The sequence below is a fragment of the Bradyrhizobium sp. SZCCHNR1053 genome (genome assembly GCF_032381235.1).
In the GTDB taxonomy this organism is placed as follows: domain Bacteria; phylum Pseudomonadota; class Alphaproteobacteria; order Rhizobiales; family Xanthobacteraceae; genus Bradyrhizobium.
Map to the genome: position 1 here is coordinate 148,798 of NZ_JAUHJM010000014.1, position 21,949 is coordinate 170,746.

Sequence of the window (21,949 nt, forward strand, 5' to 3'; positions counted from 1 at the left end):
CGCAACGTCGGTCATGCCTCCGCTCCCTTGCTGCGCAGCCGCGGATCGAGCAGGCCGTAGAGGAAATCGACGATCAGGTTCGACGTGACCATCGTCATCGCCACCAGCAGCAGGATGCATTGCACGACGGCGAGGTCGCGGTTGGCGACGGCGACGACGAGCAGCCGGCCGACGCCGGGCCACGAGAACACGCTTTCCACCACCACCGCGCCGGCGATCAGGCTGCCGACCATGAAGCCGAGGATGGTGACGGTCGGGATCGCGGCGTTCGGCAGCGCATGGTCGGTGATGACCCGACGCCAGGGCACGCCCTTGGCTGATGCGGTCCGGATATAGGGCTGGCCGAGAATCTCCAGCATCGCGCTGCGGGTGAAGCGGGCGAGCACCGCGGCGCCGCCGAAGCCGAGCGTCACGATCGGCAGGATGGCATGACGCCAGGAGTCCTGCCCGCCCGACGGCAGCCAGCCGAGTTGCACGGCGAAGATCAGCACCAGGATCAGCGCCAGCACGAAGCTCGGTACCGTGAAGCCCGCGACGGCCGTAATCATCACGGCGCGGTCGATGGCCGAACCGCGATGCAGCGCGGCATAGATGCCGGAGGGAATGCCGAGCATCACCTTGACCAGGAACGCCGGAATGGTCAGCGCCAGGGTCGCCGGGATGCGCTCGATGACGAGCTGGATCGCCGGCCGGCCGTCGCGCATCGAGCGTCCGAGCTCGCCCTGGCCGATCGCCTTGAAGTAGTCGAGATATTGCATCCAGATCGGATGATCGAGGCCCCACGCCTTGCGAAACGCGGCGATGACCTCGGGCGGCGCTTCCGGCCCCATGATCATCAGCGCGGGATCGCCCGACAGCCTGAGCACGATGAAGGCGAAGGTGACGACGAGTGCGATCGTCAGCAGCGCGCGCGACAGGCGGATCGCGAAATAGCGCAGCATCACGCGGCATCCTGGGTCTGTGACTGTGGCCCCGTCACGAGATGGCAAGCCACCTGGCGCTGTTGATCCAGCGCGGTGAGCGCGGGCACCTCATTGGCGCAGCGGGCGGTCGCGCGGCTGCAGCGCGGATGGAAGGCGCAGCCGGAAGGACGCGCCGCCGGATTCGGCGGATCGCCGGTCAGGACGATGCGGTTGGTGCTGCGGCGTCCCGGAGCAGGGGAGGCCGAGACCAGCGCCTGCGTATAGGGATGCTGGGGCCGCGCGAACAGATCGTCGGCATCGCCATATTCGACGATGCGGCCGAGATACATCACCGCGACCTTGGTGCTGATCTGCCTGACGACGCGCAGGTCGTGGCTGATGAACAGCATGGTCAGCCCGAGCCGCGCCTGCAGATCGACGAGCAGGTTGACCACCTGCGCCTGGATCGAGACGTCGAGCGCGCTGACCGGCTCGTCGCAGACGAGAAAGTCCGGCCTGGTTGCCAGTGCGCGAGCGAGCACGATGCGCTGACGCTGGCCGCCGGACAGTGCGCCGGGATAGCGCCGGCCATGGCTGTCGTTGAGATCGACGGCGTGCAGCAGCTCGCGCACGCGCGCCTCGCGCTCTGGCTTGGTCCCGATGTCATGGATGTCGAGCGGCTCGCGGATCTGCTCGGCGACGGCAAGCCTGCGATCGAGCGCGCCGAGCGGATCCTGGAAGATCATCTGCATGCGCGCGCGCTGCGCGCGCCAGGCCGCCGAGCCTAGTGCTGCGATCGGCGCGCCGCCGAAGCGCACGCTGCCCTGGTCGGGCGGCTCGAGTCCGAGCACCATGCGCCCGGTGGTGGATTTGCCGGAGCCGGATTCGCCGACGATGCCGAGCGTCTCGCCCTTCGCAATCGCAAAGCTCAAGCAGTCAACGGCGTGGACCGATGCAGGACGCCCGAACAGGCCGGACCTCATCCGGTAGGTGCGCGAGATCCCGTGGACCTCGACCAGCGGCGCGGTCATTCGGCGGCGAGCTCCACCGGCAGACGCTGCGGCCGCAGGCAGGCCACCGCGCGGTCCGGCTCGATCGGCGCCAGCGGCGGCACGCCGGCATGGCAGCCGTCGCCGGCAAACGTACAGCGCGGTGCGAAGGCGCAGCCGCTCGGCAGCGCGCGCGGATCGGGCACCGTGCCGGGAATGGCCTGCAGCCGCCGCCTGATGCCATCGAGCGGCGGCAGCGCGCCGATCAGGCCCTGCGCGTAGGGGTGCCAGGGATCATCGAACAGCCTCGTCGCCGGGGCGCGCTCGACGATGCGGCCCGCATACATCACGCAGACGCGGTCGCAATTCTCGGCGACGACGCCGAGGTCGTGGCTGATCAGGACCATCGCCATGTTGAACTCGCGCCGGATGGCCGACAACAGATCGAGGATCTGCGCCTGGATCGTGGCGTCGAGCGCGGTGGTCGGCTCGTCGGCGATCAGGAGGTCGGGCTGGCCGGCGAGCGCCATCGCGATCATGATGCGCTGGACCTGGCCGCCGGAGAACTCGTGCGGATAAGCCGACAGCCGCCGCGCCGCATCGGGAATGCCGACGAGATTGAGCAGCCTGAGCGCCTCGGCCCGCGCGGCCTCGCCGCGCAGCCCGCGATGCAGCGCGAGGCTTTCGCACAACTGGCGGCGGATCGTGAGCACCGGATTGAGCGCGCTGGCGGGATCCTGGAAGATCATCGCGATGCGGCGGCCGCGCACCTGGTCGAGCACCTTGCCATCAGCACCCAGCAGCTCGCGGCCTTCGAGCTTGGCTGATCCGGACACTTTCGCCTTGACCGGCAACAGGCCGAGCGCCGCGAGCCACGTCACCGACTTGCCGGATCCGGACTCGCCGACGAGGCCGACGGCCTCGCCCTTGCGGATGTCGAGATCGATGCCATGCAGCACGGGCGTGCCGTCGAAGGCGACCCTGAGGCCGGAGATGCTGACCAGCGGCGCCACGGCATCACGCTCCGTAGTTGCCGGTGCGGAAGTCCATCGCGAAGGCCGGCGAGGCCTTCCACTTGATCGACTTCGGCTTGGCGGTGAAGGTCGCGTTCTGGTGCAGCACCGTGTAGGCCGGGTCCTCGCGCTCCGCGATCTCCAGCATCCGGCGGAACGCCTTCTTGCGGGCCTCGCGATCGGTCGAGGTTTCCAGGAACTCCGACAGCCGGTTGAGCTCGTCGTTGCTCCATTCGCCGACCTGCTGCTGCTGGCCGTTCGGACCGTGCTGGGCGACGAGCGACGACACCGGATCGTTGAACGCGGCCGAGTTCGACCAGTCGCGCACGGCGCGGGTGGGCGCGCGCTCCAGGATCTGCGACCAGTTCTCCTTGGTCTCGATCTGCACGTTCAGGCCGACCGCCTGCCACATCTCGACCAGCACCTGCGCGGTCGCGACCTGGTTGGTGTAGTAGTTGTTGAGCAGGCGATAGGGGATCGGGTCGCCCTTGTAGCCGGCCTGCTTGAGCAGGTCCTGCGCCAGCTTCGGATCGAAGGCGGGCACGCTCCAGTCGGCGACGAACATGTCGCCGTAGAACTCCCACTGCAGGCCCTTCGGCACGCGGGTGCGGCCGGCCCACAGGCTGTCGACGATGGCCTGGCGGTCGATCGCGTGGGTGAAGGCGCGCCGCACCAGGGGATTGGCGAGCTGCGGATGATTCTTGTCGAACACGGTCAGGCGGTGGTTGAGGATGGTGCCGCCCTGGACCTCGAACGCCGCATTCTTCTCGATGCCGGCGATCTGGTCCGGCGGGATGTCGCAGGCGAACTGATACTCGCCCGACAGCAGCCCGTTGATGCGGCTCGCAACCTCCGGCACTTCGAGGAAGCGGATGCGCTTCAGCGGCGGACGGCCGCCCCAATATTCGTCATGCGCTTCGAGGGTCAGCGACACGTCCGGCTTGAACTCGACGATCTTGTAGGGGCCCGTCGTGATCGGCTTGCGCGCCCAGTCGAGGTAGCTCGCGGCTTCCTCCCAGCCGCGCCGGCTCATGATGTCGGAGCCATAGCGCATCAGGCGGCCTTCGATGGTGACGTCCGGCGTCGCGTTGACGAAGCGCACGGTGTATTTGTCGACCGCATCGACGCGGACCAGGTCCGGCCACATCCGGCGGGCGACGCCGATCACGTCCGGCGGCAGCTCCTTGCCCGGGCGCGGCGCCGGGATCTTCTCGAAAGCCTTGATGGTGGAGCGGCTCTTGGCCTCGCTGTCGCCGAACATGCGCTCGCGGCTGAACGAGAACACGACGTCCTCGGACGTCATCTCGTCGCCATTGTGGAACTTGACGCCCTGGCGCAGCTTGAGCTCGACGGTCTGGTCGTCGATCCGCTTCCACTCGGTGGCGAGGCCCGGGACCGCTTCGAGATTGCCGCGGAAGTTCTTCGAGATCAGGCTTTCCCACAGCGACGAGTAGAACACGCGCTCGCCGACATTGGACTGCTCGCGCAGCACGTCGAGCACGTTCGAGTTGGTGATCTTCTGCACGGCGATGGTGACCGAGGGACGGGTGTCGGCTTGCGCGATCGAGACGCGCGGCAGGATGAAGCTGCCGCCGATCGCGGCGCCGGCGCCGAGCAGGCCGCGGCGAGTGAGCTTGGTCATGGCAATCTCTCTGTCGTCTGGGAATGTATGAAGCTTGCGAACTCGGCGGCGCTATTCGGCCAGGCCGAGCGAAGCGAGATGCGCCGCGCCGGCCTTGACCTGATCGTGGTTGCGCAGCTCGAGGATCAGGCGCGGATTGGAATGGAGTCTGGCGAGCGCGCGGAACACGGCGATCCAGCGGATGTTGCCTTCGCCCGGCGCCCAGTGGCGGTCGGCGTAGCCGTCGGTGTCCTGCAGATGGACATGGGTCAGCATGTCGCCGGCAGAATCGACGTAGTAGTCGACGGGCGGCGCGCCGGTCGAATGGTGCGCGTAGTTGGCATGGCCGGTGTCGAGCGAGACCCGCACCTTGCTGCTGCCCAGCGCCTTCGCCAGTCCAACGCGATCCTGCGGGTTCTTGTCCTCGATGTTCTCGATCACGATCTCGCAGTTGGCCTGCTCGGCAGAGGCAATGACGTCGGTCAAGGTCGCCCGCACGCGCTCGATCAGCGCCTCGCGATTGTCCGGCAGCATGTCGATGTTGTTGGCATCCCAGGTCGTGTACGGCGAGTGGATCACCATCTGGGTGGCGCCGAGAAATTCGGCGACCTCGAGCCCCTGCAGCAGGCGTTTGGTCACGGCGCGGCGGATCATCGGGTCGTGACTGTCGATCTTGAAGCCCCAGAACGGGCCGTGGATGCCGAGCCGACCGGTGTGCCCGTCCAGCATCGACTTGATCTCCTTGGCGGTGCTGCGCCAGTCGCTGTCGAGAAGGTCCGCGCGGAAGAAGTCCTGGATCTCGAGATCGCGTTGACGTTCGAGCAGCCAGTCGCGATGAGCCGGAATGGACTTGACGGAGAGGGCGGCGCCGAGCACCGGCAGCGTGGTGGTCATGTCGAGGAAACCCTTTCGAGGAAGCCCTTGGCCTGCGTGAGACCCGGCAAGCGCTAGCGGAGTTCGATGACGCTCCCATGAAGGGCTGTGGAGGACGTCCGCGACATGTTGTGCCTTCGTGGGCACGAGGCCGGTCGGCCTCGCAATCCCTGGGGTAGTCGCACGTTCTTTGCTGCTACTTGACGTAGCCGCGGGAATTGCAACAATGCGGCGAAAACGGGGAATTGGGATGACGGTGCGGCGTACGATCGTTGGAACGATGCTTTCGCTCCTGGCGCTGGCGACAGCTGCGTTGAATGAGCCTGCGCATGCGAAGGGGCCTTACGGCTCCATCTCCGTCGCGGGCTGGTCGGGCGGCGCCTACACCGACGACAACACCGGAAAATTCTCGAGCTGCATCGCTTCCGCCAGCTACAAGAGCGGCATCAATTTCGGTGTTCTCGCGCTGCCGACCTTCAACTGGGCTCTCGCCTTCATCCATCCCGGCTGGTCGCTGTCGCAGGGACAGAAGTTTCCCATCGTGCTCAGCTTCGACGGGCGCAATTCCTACAATGTCGAGGGCTCGGTATGGTCGGCCAACATGGTCGTCGTGCCGATGCCGAACGACTCCAGCCTGATCAAGGCGTTCAGGGCGGCACGGACGATGTCGGCCTTCGCGCAGGGCAATCTGTTCCAGTTCGATCTGAACGGCACGTCCGTGCTGCTGCCGTCGCTGGCGAATTGCGTGCGCATGATCAATGCCGGCGGAATGGCGGCCGCGACGAATTTCACCGTGCAGCACGGCGCTCCCTCGGCGCAGCGTCAGGGAGCGCCGCCCGCCGCCACCGCGACGACGAGCACGCAGCCGGCGCGGGCGTCGGAGGACTCTCCCGAGTTGCAATTGGAAGCGATGCAGATCGCCTCCAACTTCATTCTCAAAGCCGCGCTGTCGCATCCGGCCATTCTGGGCGGGGGCGAACGGCCAGTGTGGTTGACATCGGGCGGGGTCGCCTGGAAGGCCGACAACGCCACCGGGTTCGTTCGGATCGTGCCGCCGCAGCGGAATGTCGACGGCCTCGAAGTCGCCGCCACGATCATCGGCAACGATGCCCGCGACTGCAAGGGCAAGTTCATCTCGGCGCGCAACAGCGAACTGGTCGACAGCGCCGTTGTGTTCCGCGGCATGTCCTCCTGCGAGGACAGCGAGAAGTCGGACATCGCCGAATACTTCATCTTCCCGCGCAAGGCTGGCGGCTTCGTCCTGTTCTCGGTGGTCACGCCGACCAAGCCGGTCGGTGGCGGCGGTGGCCAGCAGCTGCAGACCCGCGAGGAAGCCAACGCCAACTTCCGCAAGGCGGCCTATACGTCGATCGGGAAATAGGGCTGCCTTCCCTTCGCTACGCCGTCCGCGGGTCGATTTGCCGGCTCACCCTCGCGACCGCTTCGGCCGCCTGACGGCGCGGACCTTGCCGCTGCCGCCGCCGCCGCAATACAGCGTCTCGCCGCCGTCGGATTCCATGCCGGAGACGCCGGTGCCAGCAGGCATGTCGAGCTGGTCGAGCACCTCGCCGGTCGCGGGATCGATGCGCCTGATGTCGCTGACGTCGTCTTCCCAGGTGCCATGCCAAAGCTCGCCATCGACCCAGGTGACGCCGGTGACGAAACGCGTGCACGGGATGCTGCGCAGGATTTGCCCGGTCGCGGGATCGATCTGGTGGATCTTGCGATCGCGATAGGCGCCGACCCAGAGCGATCCCTCGGCCCAGGCGAGCCCCGAGTCCCCGCCTCCCGACGGCGCCGGGATCGTCGCGAGCACGCGGCCATTATCGGGATCGACCTTGTGAATGCGATCTTCGGCAATCTGATAGAGGTGCCGGCCATCGAACGCCGTGCCGGCATGCGAGGGGATATCCAATGACTTCCGTACCGCGCCGTCGGCCGGATCGAACGCCTTGATGCTGTTGCCGGTCGCGATCCACACCTGCCGGCCGTCATAGCTGACGCCGTTGACGCGCTCGGCGTCGTCGAACGGGCCGTACTCGCGAATGATCTCTGCGGTTGCTCGTGTCATGTCTGCCATCCCACTTTTTCCGATGGACCCACGCTAGTCGAGCGACGACCACGCCGGGAGTAACAACGCGGTCGCGAATTCCGGCACGACGGGGCAGGTCCAGCGTTGCGCGCGGCCCCGACCGAACGACTGGACCCTGCCGGACGATGCCAGTCCATCGAGGGCACGCTGCACCGTCCGCTGGCTCGCGCCCAGCGCCAGCGCAAGGCCGGAGCTCGACCATGCCTCACCGTCGGCGAGGCAAGCAAGCACGGTGGCATTGTCGTCCTCGATCGGCTGTGCGAGGACGACGACGTCGTGATCGCGACACGGCACCAGGGCAAAGCCGTCGCGCGTGGCATTGATATCGGCCAGGCCATGGAGGAGCTGGCGCAACCGTCCGATCTCGACGCGCAGGCGGGCGCGGTGCGACTCGTCGGCTTCCTTGCCGCGGAATGCATGCGCGATCAGTGCGGCCCGCGGCACATCATCGGGGACCCCCTCGGCCAGCCGCCGGGCGAGTGCAAACAGCACCGGGCGCCGCGCCAGCGGCACGATCTGGCTCGCCTGGCGTACCGCCAATCGGCAGGCATCGACGATCAGCACATCCGACCGGAACAGCGATTCGACGTCGTCGAGCTGCAGCAGGCGTTCCTCGCCGCGCAGGATCATCCGCGCGGCCGGCGCCGACAGCGCCGACGAGGCCCGCTCGATCTCCGCCTGGAGCTCCGGAATGCGGGCCTGCCGGGCCGACCGCGTCGCGCGCTCGAGCGCCGATCGCGCGGTCTTTGTTTGTAGACGGCGCAAGGCCAGTCCGGCGACGATCAGCTCGTAGATCGTGCGCGCGGCCGGCAGCAGCGGCGAGGGATCGAGCTCGGCGAGGCCTCGCTCGGCGTCATCGAGGTGCCCGATCAGAATCATGCGCCTGATCTCTAGGCTGCGCGCATAGGCGGCATTGGCGCGGTCGCCCTGCTGCTCCAGGGTCTCACGCGCCGCTGCGAGCGACTTGGTCGGCCAGCCGAGATCGCGCGCTGCGAGTGCGATCTCGGCCTCTGCGACGGTGCAGCGGGCGCGGGCCAGAACTGCCTTGGGGCCAAAGCTTCGCGCGGCCTGCCGCAGCAGCGCCTTCGCGCGCCCGAAATCGCCAAGCCGCGCCATCGCGATGCCGCGCAGCGCCAGCGCCGGGGGATCATCGCGCAACGCAACCCGGTTCAATGCGCCGAGCGGATCGCCCGCAGCGAGTGCCTGCGCCGCCGCTGAGATCAGCGAGTCCATGCAAATCCCGCCATACTTGTCACTCCCGGCCCCTCCCGTGCCGATCCTAGTCTGAGCTGCGGTCAACACGCAAAAGGATGACGATCATGACCATGCATATCACCGGGACGCGCGAAGATTGGTTGAAGGCCCGGCTCGACCTGCTGCAAGCCGAGAAGGAACTCACCCGCCGCAGCGACGAGTTGGCGGAGCGCCGCCAGGCCCTGCCATGGGTGCGCGTCGACAAGGCCTATCGCTTCGACACCGAAGACGGACCCGCCGCGCTGCCTGACCTGTTCAGGGGGCGCTCGCAGCTGCTGGTCTATCACTTCATGTTCGGACCCGACTTCCAGGCCGGCTGCCCGTCCTGCTCGATGATTGCCGACGGCTTCAACGGCTTCCAGGTCCATCTCGCCAATCATGATGTGATGCTATGGGCGGTGTCACGCGCGCCGCTGGCGAAGCTGAAGGCGTACAAGGCGCGGATGGGCTGGACCTTCCCGTGGGCGTCATCGGCGAGCAGCGACTTCAACTTCGACTTCAACGTCGCGATCACCGAGGAGCAGCAGCGCCGGGGCGGCACCGACTACAACTACCGCACCAGTCCTCCGCTCGGGGCTGGCGACGTGCCGGCGATGGTGGCGGAGATCGCCGCCGGCACCGGCACGGATGGCGCGACCTTCATGCGCGATCGGCCGGGCATGAGCGCCTTCATCCTTGAGGATGGTGCCGTCTATCACACCTATTCGGCCTATGCGCGCGGCCTCGACGGGCTATGGGGCGCCTATCAATGGCTCGATCGCGCACCCAAGGGGCGCAACGAGCAGGGCGTCTGGTGGCGTCGCCACGACGAATACGGCCAGCGCTGACCACGGAGCAGAGCCATGGCGTTCCTCCCGACCAGGATGCGCGCGATGCCCGACATCGCCAATGGTCTCCGCTTCGCTGCGGCGCCGACCTTCGCGCTGATGGCCGTGCTGAACGCCATGGCGCGTGACGGCCGGTCGGACGTGATCTGCTCCGCCATGCCGGCGGGCGCGCCGCTCGGCGACATGACGGTGATGTATCTGCTGATGAGCGCATTCCACCTCGTGCCATGGTTGAAGCGCATCGGCCGCTACGTTGCTATTCGAGCGAGCGGACGATGTGCTGCTTCAGCCGTTGCGCCGGCAGCGACAGACCCTTGACCTCGAGCAGCGCGATCTCGGTGTCCTTGAGATCCGGCAGGTCATGGCCGTCGAGCACGTGCAGGCCTGCCGGCACCATGTCCTTCGGCAGCACCGCGAGCCCGAGCCCTGCCTTGACCGCGGCATGCGCGCCGGACAAGGCGGCGCAAGTGTAGGAGATGCGCCATGGCTTCCTCGCTCTGTCGAGCGCCGTGGTGGCGCGCTTGCGGTAGACGCAGGGCGGCGGCGACACCACCAGCGGCACCTTCGCGCCGTGATGCAGGAAGTCGCGGCTGCCTGACACCCACACCAGCGGCTCGCGCCAGACGCGCAGGCCCTTGGCGCGCACCGACGGCTCCTGCTTGACCAGCACCAGATCGAAATCGCCGGCGCGGAAGCGGTCGACCAGGTTGAGCGTCAGGTCGCAGGTGACTTCGAGCGCGACAGACGGATAGGCCTGCGCGAATCGCGCGAGCACCTCGGGCAGATGGCGGGTCGCGAAATCCTCCGGCGTCCCCAGCCGCACCACGCCGGTCATCATCGGCTCGCCGAACCGCGCCACCGCCTCGTCGTTCAGGTCGAGCAGCTTCTGCGCGTAGTCCAGGAACAGCTTGCCCTCGGTGGTCAGTGCCACCGCGCGCGGCGAGCGCTCCAGCAGCTTGGCGTTGACCGCGCTTTCGAGCCGCCCGATCTGCAGCGAGATCGTCGATTGCTGGCGTCCGAGCCGCTCGGCGGCCTGGGTGAAGCTGCCGAGCCGCGCGATGGTCGCGAAGGTGCGCACGAGGTCGATGTCGAGATTGGTCAACGTCTTCGGCATGGGCGGTCATGATTGAGAAACACAATGGTAAAGGTTTCAATTATCAATTTTACAAATTATCGCCCTTTGCTGCAAGTGCGGCCGGCGCCCATTGGGGGGCGCCCTTGGAGGGCGGAGGCCGGCACCGGAGGCCGTCCGCCCGATGCGGAGTAGGGCTTCATGGGGCTGACCGAGCTTGCGTTTCAGAATCTGCTGTCGCCGATGGTGTTGTTCTTCGTGGTCGGCCTCGCCGCCGCGCTGGCGAAGTCCGATCTCACCGTGCCTGAGGCGGTGGCGAAGCTGCTGTCGCTCTATCTCCTGATGTCGATCGGCTTCCGCGGCGGTGTCGAGGTCGCGCATCACGGCATGAGCTGGGATCTGGTCGCCGCGATCTGCGCCGGCGTCCTGCTGTCCTATTTCACGCCGATCCTGGCCTATCTGCTGCTGACGCGAATGAGCCGGCTGTCGCCGGTCGACGCCGCGGCCGTGGCCGGACACTACGGCTCGATCTCGGCGGTGACATTTGCCGCTGTCACCGGCGCGCTCAATCTCGTGTCGTTGCCATTCGCGGGCTACATGGTCGCGGTCGCGGCTGCGATGGAGACGCCCGCGATCGTGTCGGCGCTGCAGCTCGCGCGTCCGCATCGCAAGACTGAAACGGCGGACGGGCATTCGATGTGGCGCGAGGTGATGCTGAACGGCTCCGTGGTCACTCTGCTCGGTGCCTTCGTGGTGGGCATGATCACCGGCCCCAAGGGGCTCGCAACGGTGAAGCCGTTCCTGGTCGATCTCTTCCCAGGCTTCCTCTGCGTGTTCCTGCTGGACATGGGCTTGATCGCAGGCCGCGGCCTGCAGCACGGCCGCAAATATCTCAGCGTGCCGCTGTGCAGCTTCGCCGTGCTGATGCCGCTGATCGGCGCGGCGCTGGGCGCTCTGCTCGCGAGTGCCATCGGGCTATCGGCCGGCTCGGCCGCCGTGCTGATGACCCTCGCGGCCTCCGCGTCCTACATCGCCGTGCCCGCCGCGCTGCGGCTGGCGCTGCCGGAGGCCAATGCGGCGATCCCGCTCACGCTCTCGCTAGGGATCACCTTTCCGTTCAACCTGCTGGTCGGAATTCCGCTCTATATCGGCGCTGCGACGATGCTCGCCGGCGCCGTGAAATGAGGGAGGAGACGATGAAGACATTCGCCAAGAAGCGCATCGATCTGATCATCGAGATGCCGCTGCTGCGCCGGGTCACCGAGCGCTTCGACCAAGCCGGCGTGACCGGCTACTCCGTGCTGCCGGTGATCGCCGGGCGCGGCCAGTCCGGCCCCTGGTCGGCCGGCGGGCAGGTCTCGGAGGTCGGCCAGATGGCGGCGATCATGTGCATCGTCGACGGTGGCCGCGTCGATGCTGTGGTCGATGCTGTCTTTGCCGTGGTCCAGCACCAGGTCGGGCTCGTCACGGTGTCCGATGTCGAGGTGGTCAGGCCCGAGCGGTTCTGATCGGGCGCGGCGGGGATTACGCCTCCGCCGCGACCTTCAGCGCCTCGGCGCGGATCTCCTCGACCAGCCGCTCCTTGAGCGCCACGAATTCCGGCGAGGTCTTGACCTTGTAGGAGCGCGGGTGCGGCAGCTCGATCTTGATGTCGGCCTTGATGCGGCCGGGCCGCGCGCTCATCACCAGCACCCGGCTGCCGAGGAAGATCGCCTCCTCGATGTCGTGGGTGACGAACAGCACCGTCTTCTGGTCGCGCTCCCAGATGCCGAGCAGCATCTCCTGCATCAGCACCCGCGTCTGGTTGTCGAGCGCGCCGAACGGCTCGTCGAGCAGCAGGATCTTCGGATCGTTGGCGAGAGCGCGCGCGATCGCGCAGCGTTGCTGCATGCCGCCGGACAGCTGCTTGGGCCAGTGGTTCTCAAAACCCTTCAACCCGATCTGATTGATGAAGCGGTCGGCGATCGCGTTGCGCTCGGCCTCGGATACGCCGCGCTCGCGCAGGCCGAAGGCGATGTTCTCGCGCACGCTGAGCCAGGGGAACAGCGTGTAGGACTGGAACACCATGCCGCGATCGGCGCCGGGGCCGGTCACCTCGTTGCCGTCGAGCAGTACCTTGCCGCTGGTCGGATGGTCGAGGCCGGCGACGATGCGCAGCAAGGTCGATTTGCCGCAGCCGGAGGGGCCGAGGATGGTGACGAAGTCGTTGTTGCCGATGGTGAGGTCGACCGGCTCCAGCGCGCGCGTCGGCGCATGACCCTGGCGGGCCGGAAAGGTGCGCGTGACGTTGTTGATGACGAGCGTGGTCATGCGAGCTTCCACGGGAACAGCCAGGCGTTGAACGCCTTGAACAGGAAGTCCGAGATCAGCCCGATCAGGCCGATGACGATGATGCCGAAGATGATCTGTCCGGTGTTGAGCAACGCCTGGCTGTCGGTGATCATGTGGCCGATGCCGGAGGAGGAGCCGATCAGCTCGGCGACGATGACGTAGGTCCAGGCCCAGCCGAGCACGAGGCGCAGGACCTCGGCGATATCAGGCGCAGCGGACGGCAGCAGCACCCGGCCGATGATGCCGCGGTCGCTGGCGCCCAGCGTATACGCAGCCTCGACGAGATCGCGCCTGGTATTGCCGACAGTCACGGTGATCATCAGGATGATCTGGAACACCGAGCCGATGAAGATGATCAGAAGCTTCTGGAGCTCGCCGATGCCGGCCCACAGGATCAACAGCGGAATGAAAGCGGAGGCGGGCAGATAGCGCGCGAAGGACACGAACGGCTCGAGGAACGCCTCGACCGGCTTGTAGGCGCCCATCAGTAGGCCGAGCGGGACGGCGATGGCAGCCGCGAGCACGAACCCGCCGACGACACGCCAGACGGTCATGCCGATGTCATAGAGGAAGCCGAACTTGGTCAGCAGATCCCAGCCCTCGCGCACCATCGTCAGCGGATCGGCAAGGAAGGTCTTCGACACGTAGCCGCCGAACGTCGCCAGGGACCACGCCGCGACGAAGACGACGAAGAAGGCGAGGCCGAGCGCTGTTCTTGACCTGGCGCTGACGGGATCGAGAGGTCGGATCACGGAGAAAGGCTTTCGTGGTGGAGGCGGTACGCCCGGTGTCGCGGGCTGCTGGTGGTCGGTTCGAATAAATTCACGAGGGCATGATGTCTCCACAGCGTCATTGCGAGGAGTGAAGCGACGAAGCAATCCAGAGTCGTACCCCGGCCCTGGATTGCTTCGCTACGCTCGCAATGATGGATCACTCAGAGCTTAGCTCCGAGTTACTTGATGAAGCTCGCGTCGTAGAGGTCGTCGATTTTCGGGATCTGCTTGACGATGCCGACCTCGAGCAGGAGCTCAGCGGCCTCCTTGTTGAAGGTCTTGAACTCGGTCTCGAAGAACTTCTGGCTCGCGGCCTTGTCCTGCCAGCGCAGATATTTGGCGGAGTTGCCGAACTGCTCAGCCGTCTGCTTCACGTCCGCGCCCATGATCTCATAGGCCTTGGCTTGGTCCTTGGCGATCATGTCCAGCGCCTCGAAATAGCTGTCGGCAAGCGCCTTGGCGGCCTTCGGGTTCTCGGACAGGAACTTCGGTGTGCAGCCGAACGTGTCCATCACCATCGGATAATCGAGGGTGGTGGCGATGATCTTGCCCTTGTCGGGAGCGGCGCGCACCGTCGACAGATACGGCTCGTAGGTCATCGCCGCGTCGTTCTGACCGGCGACGAAGGCCTGCGCTGCGGCGGCCGGCTCCAAGTTCACGATGGTGACGTCCTTCACCGTGAGGCCGTTCTTCTTGAGCATCCAGGCCAACCCGAAATAGGGCGAGGTGCCGGGTGCGGACGCGGCGACGGTCTTGCCCTTCAGGTCCTTGATGGAAGCGATGTCGTTGCGCACGGCCATGCCGTCGGCGCCGTAGCTCTTGTCGAGCTGGAAGATCTGCTTGGTGGCGACGCCGTTGGCGTTCCAGGAGATCCAGGTCTCGACCGTAGTTGCCGCGCACTGCACGTCGCCGGCGGCGATCGCGAGGTGGCGATCCTTCTGCGGGATCTTCTTGATGGTGACGTCGAGGCCGTTCTTCTTGAAGATGCCGGCTTCCTTCGCCAGCGTCAGCGGCGCGAAGCCGGTCCAGCCGGAAATGCCGATGCCGACCTTGACGTCATCGGCGTAGGCGGTCGTCGAAGTCAGGAGCGCGGCCGTTACTGCAAGTAGCCCGAATCTGCGCATCGTCATCGTCCTTTGCGGTGGGAGGAAACTGGTCGCGCGGCTCGCGCGCCGTCAAGGCTGCGCGGTCCGCCTGCGTCTGCAAGCGTGCTTGCAAATCTCGTGCTCAGGCCGGGCGCGCAGGAGCGTCTCATTCGCTGCCCCTGAAGCGCGCCACCAGCCGGTGCTGCTCGCCCGGATAGATCAGCCGCACCGCCGTGAGCGGGCGCCCGCTGCGCCAGGTGTGCCGCTCGATCACGAGGCAGGGCGCGCCGATCGCGATGTCGAGCCCATCGGCGATCGCCTCGTCGGCGACGATGGCGCTGATCGCATGCTCCGCTTCGGTCCATGGCACGTGATGTAGCAGCCAGGAGCCGGGCGGATCGACCTTGAAATTGGCCTTGGCCGCGTCGGGGACGGCATCGAGGTCGATCAGGCGATCCTCGATCGCGAATGGCAAATTGTCGGCGCTGTGCCGGCAGCGGATCGCGATCACCTTGCATGGCGTCTTGACGCCGAGGCGCTCGCGATCGGCCGCGTTGGCGGTGCGGCGCGTCGATGAGATCAGCTCGTAGCCATAGGCGCGGCCGAGCGCGCCGATCTCGGCGCGGATGTCGGGGATCTTCAGCACGGCCGACAGGAATTGCGGTCGCCGCACGAAAGTGCCGGCGCGCCGCCGCCGCTCGATCAGGTCGGCCTGGGCAAGCTCCGACAGCGCCTTGTTCACGGTCATGCGCGAGCAACCATAGTGCTCCATGATCTCGTGCTCGAACGGGATGCGATGGCCCGGCGGCCATTCGCCGGTGAGGATGCGGCGCTCGATGTCCTGCCGGATCGTCTTGTAGAGCGTGCCGGTTGCCTGCTTGGCGCTGTCATCGGCGAGGCTCATGCGAGCAGCCTCCGCACGGCTCTGTTGAAGCCGCGCCGGGCCGCGTCGCGCGAACGATGGTGGCCGCCCTGGACGACCTTGGCGCCGCCGGCCCAGACGCAGTCGATCGCGGCGTTCGACGTCGCGAAGATCCAGCCGTCGAGCAGCGCATCTTGCGTCCGCCCCGCGAGCGAAGGATGCGTCAGATCGAACGTGACGATGTCGGCACGGCCGCCCACCTGCAGCCCGGCGAGAGATTGCGCCAGCGCCTGCGCGCCGCCGGCGAGCGCGGCATCGAGAAGCGTGCGGCCCGTCGACGCATCCGGACTTGACGTCAGCACGTTGCGCTCGCGATGCGTCAGCCGCTGGCCGTATTCGAGCTGGCGCAACTCATCGCTAACGCCGACCAGCACGTTCGAGTCGGTGCCTACGCCGATGCGTCCACGCGCGCGCAAGAAGTCGCGCGCCGGGAAGATGCCGTCGCCGAGGCTGGCTTCGGTGATGGGGCAAAGGCCGGCCGTCGCGCCGCTGCTCGCGAGTGCCGCCGTTTCATCCGGCGTCATGTGCGTCGCGTGGATCAGGCACCAGCGAGCATCGACGGCATGATGATCGAGCAGCCATTGCACGGGACGCTGCGCCGACCAGGCCAGGCAGTCCTCGACCTCCTTGACCTGCTCGGCGACGTGGATGTGGATCGGGCCGCCGTCCGCAAGCGGCAACAGCGTGCTCAGCTCATCCGGCGCGACGGCGCGCAGGCTGTGCGGCGCGATGCCGAGATTGGCGCCGGCAAGAGTGCTGATAGCCCTGCGCGACGCCGCGAGCAGCCTCTCGAAGCGATCGACATCGCAGATGAAGCGCCGCTGTCCCTCGTGCGGCGCGGCGCCGCCGAACCCGCCATGCGCATAGAAGCTCGGCAGCAGCGTCAGGCCGATGCCGGATGATTGAGCTGCACCGGCGATGCGCACCGCCATCTCGGCGATGTCGGCGTAAGGCGTGCCATCGCGATCATGATGCAGATAATGGAATTCGCCGACCCGCGTAAAACCGTGCTCCAGCATCTCGACATAGAGCAGCGTCGCGACCGCCTCGACATCGTCAGGGCTCATCGCCAGCGCGAAGCGATACATCGTCTCGCGCCAGGTCCAGAACGTGTCGGTGGAAGGACCGCTGACCTCGGCAACCCCTGCCATGCCGCGCTGGAACGCGTGACTGTGCAGGCTGGCGATGCCGGGGATCGCGACCTCATGTTGCTCGTCGGCGGAGGTCGGAGGCACGCCCGCGGTGACCGACGCGATTGTGCCGTTGCTGATGACGACCTGCACGCCCTCGGCCCATCCCGTGGGCAGAAGCGCGGATGCGAAGTGCAGTGACGCCATGATCGATAAGCCCGCTGGACAGGACGGCGGAAGCGAGTTTATGTATAGACATATCGCCCGTCAAGCTTTCGTGAAGTTGGGAGGCAGCAGCATGGCCGAGCGCTTCGATCGGATCTGGCACAATGCGCGGCTCGCGACGCTGCGCGAGGGGCAGCCGGGCCTCGGCGTGATCGAGCAGGGCGTGGTGGCCGCGCGCGGCGGCCGCATCGCCTTTGCCGGCCCGCAGTCCGATTTTCCAGCCAATGCGGATGCGCCCGAGCGCATCGATTGCGAGGGCCGCTGGATCACGCCGGGCCTCGTCGATTGTCACACCCATCTCGTCTACGGCGGCGACCGCGCCCATGAGTTCGAGCTGCGCTTGGCGGGCGCGAGCTATGAGGAGATCGCCCGCGCTGGCGGCGGCATCGTCTCGACCGTCGCTGCAACGCGCGCCGCCAGCGAGGAGGCGCTGGTTGCAAGCGCTCTGCCGCGGCTCGATGCACTGCTCGCCGAGGGCGTCACCACGATCGAGATCAAGTCCGGCTATGGCCTGGAAACCGCAACCGAGCTGCGGCAATTGTCCGCAGCCCGCGCGCTCGGCAGCAGGCGGCCGGTCGGCGTGCGCACCAGCTTTCTCGGCGCCCACGCGCTGCCGGTGGAGGCTGGCGGCGACAAGGACCGCTACATCGATCTCGTCTGCAATGAGATGCTGCCGGCGGTCGCAAGGTCGGGCCTCGCCGATGCCGTCGATGCGTTCATGGAAAACATCGCCTTCTCTCACGCGCAAACGTCGCGGGTATTTGCCGCGGCGAAAGCGCTCGGCCTGCCGGTCAAGCTGCATGCCGACCAGCTGTCCAATCTCGGTGGCGCTGCGCTCGCCGCCGAATTCGGCGCGCTCTCGGCCGATCATCTCGAGCACACCGACGATGCCGGCGCCGCCGCGATGGCGCGCGCCGGCACGGTCGCAGTGCTGCTGCCCGGTGCCTACTACTTCATCCGCGAGACGCAGAAGCCGCCGGTCGAGCTGTTCCGCAAACATGGCGTGAAGCTCGCGCTCGCCACCGACTGCAATCCAGGCTCGTCGCCTTTGACCTCGCTGCTGCTCACGATGAACATGGCCGCGACCTTGTTTCGCATGACCGTCGACGAGTGTCTTGCCGCAGTGACGCGCGAAGGCGCCCGCGCACTTGGTCTGTCGGCTGAGACCGGCACGCTCGACGCCGGCAAATGGTGCGATCTCGCGATCTGGGACATCAGCCGCCCGGCGGAGCTGGTTTACCGCATGGGCTTCAATCCGCTGCATCAGCGTGTCTGGAGGGGCCAATGAGCACGATCATTGCGGCGCCCGGCCGCGTCGGCCTCGACGATCTCGCGCAGATCTATGCGGGAGCTGCGGTCGTGCTCGAGCCTTCCTATTGGCCTGACGTCGAGGCGGCGGCCGCGATCGTCGCCAAGGCGGCGCAAGGCGCCGAGCCGGTCTATGGCATCAATACCGGTTTCGGCAAGCTGGCCTCGAAGCGCATCCCGCCCGATCAGACCGCGCAGCTCCAGCGCAATCTGATCCTCTCGCATTGCTGCGGCGTCGGCCCGGCGACGCCCGAGCCGGTCGTGCGGCTGATGATGGCGCTGAAGATCATTTCGCTCGGCCGCGGCGCCTCGGGCGTGCGGCGTGAGATCATCGAGCAGCTCCAGGCGATGCTGGCGCACGGCGTGTCTCCGTTCGTGCCGCAGCAGGGCTCTGTCGGCGCCTCCGGCGATCTGGCGCCGCTCGCGCACATGACGGCGGTCATGATCGGCGAGGGCCAGGCCTTCCACGATGGCCGGCTGGTGCCCGGGCGCGAGGCGCTGGCGCACGCCGGCCTGACGCCGGTCACACTCGGGCCGAAGGAAGGCCTCGCGCTGATCAATGGCACGCAGTTCTCGACGGCCTATGCGCTCGCTGGCCTGTTGCGCGCGCATGATCTGCTCAACGCCGCGCTGGCGGCCGGCGCGCTGTCGGTCGATGCCGCGATGGCCTCGACTGCGCCGTTCCGCCCCGAGATCCAGGCGCTGCGCGGTCATCCCGGTCAGATCGAAGCTGGCCGCGTGCTGACGGAGCTGCTCGACGGCAGCGCCATCCGACTGTCGCATCTGGAAGGCGACGAACGCGTGCAGGATCCGTATTGCCTGCGCTGCCAGCCGCAGGTCGCAGGCGCCGCGCTCGATCTGTTGACGCAGGCGGCGCGCACACTGGTGACCGAAGCCAATGCCGTCACCGACAATCCGCTGGTGCTGGTCGGGACCGGCGAGATCATCTCCGGCGGCAACTTCCATGCCGAGCCGGTGGCGTTCGCTGCGGACCAGATCGCGCTGGCGCTGTCCGAGCTCGGCGCGATCAGCGAGCGGCGCATCGCCACGCTGGTCGATCCCGCGCTGAATTTCGGCCTGCCGCCGTTCCTCACGCCGGAGCCGGGACTGAACTCCGGCTTCATGATCGCCGAGGTGACGGCGGCGGCTTTGTTCGCCGAGAACAAGCAGCGCGCGCTGCCATGCTCGATCGACTCCACGCCGACCAGCGCCAACCAGGAAGATCATGTGTCGATGGCCGCGCATGCGGCGCGGCGGCTGCACGACATGGCCGACAATCTCGCTGCTATCATCGGCATCGAGCTGCTCGTCGCCGCCCAAGGCATCGAGCTGCGAGCGCCGCACGACACCAGCGCGGCGCTGTCGGCCGTCATCGGTGCGCTGCGCGTGCACGTGCCGGCGCTGGAGAACGACCGCTACATGGCCGACGATCTCGCCAAGGCGGCCGCGCTCGTCGGTGGCGGTGTGTTGGCCACGGTTGCAACGCATGCACTCGGACGCGATCCGTTTCCCAAGCTTGGATGAGAGGGACCCATGAACCGACGCCTGGACAATGCGCGGGTGATCCGCGCCCCCATTGGCAGCGACATCAGCGCCAAGAGCTGGCTCACCGAAGCGCCCTTGCGCATGCTGATGAACAATCTCGATCCTGATGTGGCCGAGAAGCCGAGCGAACTGATCGTCTATGGCGGCATCGGCCGCGCCGCGCGCGACTGGGACAGTTTTGATCGCATCGTCGAATCCTTGCGCAAGCTGGAGGCGGATCAGACACTGGTCGTGCAATCCGGCAAGCCGGTCGGCATCTTCCGCACCCATCCGGATGCGCCGCGCGTCCTGATCGCCAACTCCAACATCGTGCCGCATTGGGCGACGCTCGATCATTTCAACGCGCTCGATAAAATGGGCCTGATGATGTACGGCCAGATGACGGCCGGCTCCTGGATCTACATCGGCAGCCAGGGCATCGTGCAGGGCACCTATGAGACCTTCGTCGAGGTCGGCCGCCGTCACTACAATGGCGATCTCGCTGGCAAGTGGATCCTGACCGCGGGCCTCGGCGGCATGGGCGGCGCGCAGCCGTTGGCCGCCACGATGGCTGGCGCCTCGATGCTCGCCGTCGAATGCCAACCGAGCCGCATCGAGATGCGGCTGCGCACCGGCTATCTCGATCGCCAGGCGGCCACGCTCGACGAGGCGCTGGCGCTGATGGCGGAGGCCGCGACGACGAAGAAGGCGGTCTCGGTCGGCCTGCTCGGCAATGCTGCCGAGATCTTCCCGGAGCTCGTGCGCCGCGGCGTGCGCCCCGACATCGTCACCGACCAGACCAGCGCGCATGATCCGATCAACGGCTATCTGCCGAAGGGCTGGACGCTCGCCGAATGGGAGACCAAGCGTGCCTCCGACCCGAAGGCGGTCGAGCAGGCATCCAAGACCTCGATGGTCGGCCACGTCCAGGCGATGCTGGATTTCCACGCCATGGGCATTCCGACGCTCGACTACGGCAACAACATCCGCCAGATGGCGAAGGACATGGGCCTCGCCAACGCGTTCGATTTTCCGGGCTTCGTGCCGGCGTATATTCGTCCCTTGTTCTGCCGCGGCATCGGTCCGTTCCGCTGGGCTGCGCTGTCGGGCGATCCGCAAGACATCTACAAGACCGACGCCAAGGTGAAGGAGCTGCTGCCGGACAACAAGCACCTGCACAACTGGCTCGACATGGCGAGGCAGCGCATCAAGTTCCAGGGGCTGCCGGCGCGGATCTGCTGGGTGGGGCTCGGCGATCGTCATCGCCTCGGGCTTGCGTTCAACGAGATGGTCGCCCGTGGCGAATTGAAGGCGCCGATCGTGATCGGGCGCGACCATCTCGACTCCGGCTCGGTCGCGAGCCCGAACCGCGAGACTGAGGCGATGAAGGACGGCTCGGATGCCGTGTCGGACTGGCCGCTGCTCAACGCGCTCCTGAATTGCGCGAGCGGCGCGACCTGGGTGTCGCTGCATCATGGCGGCGGGGTCGGCATCGGGTATTCGCAGCATGCCGGCATGGTGATCGTCGCCGATGGCACGGCCGACGCCGCGCGGCGGCTGGAGCGCGTGTTGTGGAACGATCCGGCCACCGGCGTGATGCGCCATGCCGATGCCGGCTACGAGGACGCGATCGCCTGCGCCGAGGCCTACGGCCTCGACCTGCCGAGCCTGGCACGCTGAGGGCATGCATTCCTCACGGGTTGAAGTGCGGCCCCTGATTGCGATCTCATGCTGACAACGCGACGGGAACTCGTCGCGGTGCAGGGGAAGCTCATGGGGATCGCCTTCCGTTCTCGGCCATCGTCGGCCAGGACGAGATGAAGCTGGCGCTGATGATCGCGGTCGTCGATCCGAAGGTCGGCGGCGTGCTGGCCTTTGGCGATCGCGGCGCCGGCAAGTCGACCGCGGTCCGCGCGCTCGCAGCGGGCAACTAGAGCATGCTGTATTTATACGGAAACATATCCTGAGTTTCTGAGATAGTTGGCGCACTCCTTTTCCGAGAAGAGAT

The 21,949-nt window shown here is 67.0% G+C and carries 21 protein-coding genes and 1 pseudogene; 9 read left to right on the forward strand and 13 right to left on the reverse strand.

The features are described 5' to 3' along the window. Window positions 1-11: 11 nt before the first annotated feature. From QX051_RS26160 to QX051_RS26180, 5 genes are read right to left on the reverse strand one after another with little or no spacing between them, the layout of a single operon-like run. Window positions 12-941 (reverse strand): ABC transporter permease, encoded by a 930-nt coding sequence (locus QX051_RS26160; protein WP_315778101.1) that lies wholly within the window; start codon window positions 939-941, stop codon window positions 12-14. Beyond that, window positions 941-1,933 carry an ABC transporter ATP-binding protein gene (locus QX051_RS26165; RefSeq protein WP_315778102.1) on the reverse strand — a complete coding sequence of 331 codons (993 nt, stop codon included), beginning with the start codon at window positions 1,931-1,933 and terminating at the stop codon, window positions 941-943. Before QX051_RS26165 ends, QX051_RS26160 begins: the two co-directional genes overlap by 1 nt. Further along, window positions 1,930-2,904, reverse strand: coding sequence for an ABC transporter ATP-binding protein (locus QX051_RS26170; protein ID WP_315778103.1), 975 nt, complete (start codon window positions 2,902-2,904; stop codon window positions 1,930-1,932). Before QX051_RS26170 ends, QX051_RS26165 begins: the two co-directional genes overlap by 4 nt. 4 nt (window positions 2,905-2,908) lie before the next feature. Beyond that, entirely contained in the window at window positions 2,909-4,546 is a 1,638-nt protein-coding gene (locus tag QX051_RS26175) for an ABC transporter substrate-binding protein (RefSeq protein WP_315778104.1), read from the reverse strand. Window positions 4,547-4,597: 51 nt separating this feature from the next. Continuing rightward, complete coding sequence (locus tag QX051_RS26180) at window positions 4,598-5,419, reverse strand: sugar phosphate isomerase/epimerase family protein (RefSeq protein WP_315778105.1); 822 nt, start codon at window positions 5,417-5,419, stop codon at window positions 4,598-4,600. A gap of 229 nt (window positions 5,420-5,648) precedes the next feature. Here QX051_RS26180 and QX051_RS26185 point away from each other — a divergent pair, with 229 nt between their 5' ends. Beyond that, window positions 5,649-6,779, forward strand: a complete 1,131-nt coding sequence (locus tag QX051_RS26185; protein WP_315778106.1) for a hypothetical protein — start codon at window positions 5,649-5,651, stop codon at window positions 6,777-6,779. 45 nt (window positions 6,780-6,824) lie between these two features. On the opposite strand, the gene QX051_RS26190 is transcribed toward QX051_RS26185, so the two are convergent. Then, the gene (locus QX051_RS26190) at window positions 6,825-7,469 is read right to left on the reverse strand and encodes a PQQ-binding-like beta-propeller repeat protein (protein ID WP_315733775.1); all 645 of its coding nucleotides are present in this window, start codon (window positions 7,467-7,469) and stop codon (window positions 6,825-6,827) included. 33 nt (window positions 7,470-7,502) lie between these two features. Further along, a complete protein-coding gene (locus QX051_RS26195; RefSeq protein WP_315778107.1) occupies window positions 7,503-8,723 on the reverse strand; it encodes a helix-turn-helix domain-containing protein in 1,221 nt (406 codons plus the stop codon). Between the two features lie 86 nt (window positions 8,724-8,809). Here QX051_RS26195 and QX051_RS26200 point away from each other — a divergent pair, with 86 nt between their 5' ends. Together QX051_RS26200 and QX051_RS26205 are read left to right on the forward strand one after the other, a co-directional pair. Then, a complete protein-coding gene (locus QX051_RS26200) occupies window positions 8,810-9,571 on the forward strand; it encodes a DUF899 domain-containing protein (RefSeq protein WP_315778108.1) in 762 nt (253 codons plus the stop codon). A 15-nt stretch (window positions 9,572-9,586) separates the two neighbouring features. After that, window positions 9,587-9,889: a hypothetical protein gene (locus QX051_RS26205; protein WP_315778109.1), complete on the forward strand. Its 303-nt coding sequence runs from the start codon at window positions 9,587-9,589 to the stop codon at window positions 9,887-9,889. Here QX051_RS26205 and QX051_RS26210 read toward each other — a convergent pair. After that, window positions 9,828-10,685, reverse strand: a complete 858-nt coding sequence (locus tag QX051_RS26210; protein WP_315733767.1) for a LysR substrate-binding domain-containing protein — start codon at window positions 10,683-10,685, stop codon at window positions 9,828-9,830. The two genes, QX051_RS26205 and QX051_RS26210, sit on opposite strands and share 62 nt — an antisense overlap. A gap of 159 nt (window positions 10,686-10,844) precedes the next feature. On the opposite strand from QX051_RS26210, the gene QX051_RS26215 reads away from it, so the two are divergent. Then, window positions 10,845-11,828, forward strand: a complete 984-nt coding sequence (locus QX051_RS26215; RefSeq protein WP_315778110.1) for a sodium-dependent bicarbonate transport family permease — start codon at window positions 10,845-10,847, stop codon at window positions 11,826-11,828. A gap of 11 nt (window positions 11,829-11,839) precedes the next feature. After that, complete coding sequence (locus QX051_RS26220) at window positions 11,840-12,151, forward strand: DUF190 domain-containing protein (protein WP_315778111.1); 312 nt, start codon at window positions 11,840-11,842, stop codon at window positions 12,149-12,151. A 16-nt stretch (window positions 12,152-12,167) separates the two neighbouring features. Here QX051_RS26220 and QX051_RS26225 read toward each other — a convergent pair whose 3' ends face one another. The 5 genes from QX051_RS26225 to QX051_RS26245 form a co-directional block, all read right to left on the reverse strand. Next, window positions 12,168-12,953 (reverse strand): ABC transporter ATP-binding protein, encoded by a 786-nt coding sequence (locus QX051_RS26225; RefSeq protein WP_315778112.1) that lies wholly within the window; start codon window positions 12,951-12,953, stop codon window positions 12,168-12,170. Beyond that, the gene (locus QX051_RS26230) at window positions 12,950-13,723 is read right to left on the reverse strand and encodes an ABC transporter permease (RefSeq protein ID WP_315755491.1); all 774 of its coding nucleotides are present in this window, start codon (window positions 13,721-13,723) and stop codon (window positions 12,950-12,952) included. The genes QX051_RS26225 and QX051_RS26230 overlap by 4 nt, the downstream gene beginning before the upstream one ends. Window positions 13,724-13,926: 203 nt before the next feature. Then, window positions 13,927-14,871, reverse strand: a complete 945-nt coding sequence (locus tag QX051_RS26235; protein WP_315733759.1) for an ABC transporter substrate-binding protein — start codon at window positions 14,869-14,871, stop codon at window positions 13,927-13,929. A 127-nt stretch (window positions 14,872-14,998) separates the two neighbouring features. Continuing rightward, entirely contained in the window at window positions 14,999-15,736 is a 738-nt protein-coding gene (gene hutC, locus QX051_RS26240; protein WP_315778113.1) for a histidine utilization repressor, read from the reverse strand. Continuing rightward, the gene (locus QX051_RS26245; RefSeq protein ID WP_315778114.1) at window positions 15,733-17,091 is read right to left on the reverse strand and encodes a formimidoylglutamate deiminase; all 1,359 of its coding nucleotides are present in this window, start codon (window positions 17,089-17,091) and stop codon (window positions 15,733-15,735) included. The genes hutC and QX051_RS26245 overlap by 4 nt, the downstream gene beginning before the upstream one ends. Window positions 17,092-17,182: 91 nt before the next feature. On the opposite strand from QX051_RS26245, the gene hutI reads away from it, so the two are divergent. From hutI to QX051_RS29515, 4 genes and pseudogenes are all read left to right on the forward strand, one after another. Next, the gene (hutI, locus tag QX051_RS26250; RefSeq protein WP_315778115.1) at window positions 17,183-18,397 is read left to right on the forward strand and encodes an imidazolonepropionase; all 1,215 of its coding nucleotides are present in this window, start codon (window positions 17,183-17,185) and stop codon (window positions 18,395-18,397) included. Then, the gene (gene hutH / locus QX051_RS26255) at window positions 18,394-19,941 is read left to right on the forward strand and encodes a histidine ammonia-lyase (RefSeq protein ID WP_315778116.1); all 1,548 of its coding nucleotides are present in this window, start codon (window positions 18,394-18,396) and stop codon (window positions 19,939-19,941) included. The genes hutI and hutH overlap by 4 nt, the downstream gene beginning before the upstream one ends. Window positions 19,942-19,950: 9 nt before the next feature. Next, window positions 19,951-21,621 (forward strand): urocanate hydratase, encoded by a 1,671-nt coding sequence (gene hutU, locus QX051_RS26260; protein WP_315778117.1) that lies wholly within the window; start codon window positions 19,951-19,953, stop codon window positions 21,619-21,621. A 38-nt stretch (window positions 21,622-21,659) separates the two neighbouring features. Then, window positions 21,660-21,866: pseudogene (locus QX051_RS29515) on the forward strand (magnesium chelatase ATPase subunit I); the annotation flags it as partial. Window positions 21,867-21,949: the final 83 nt, after the last annotated feature.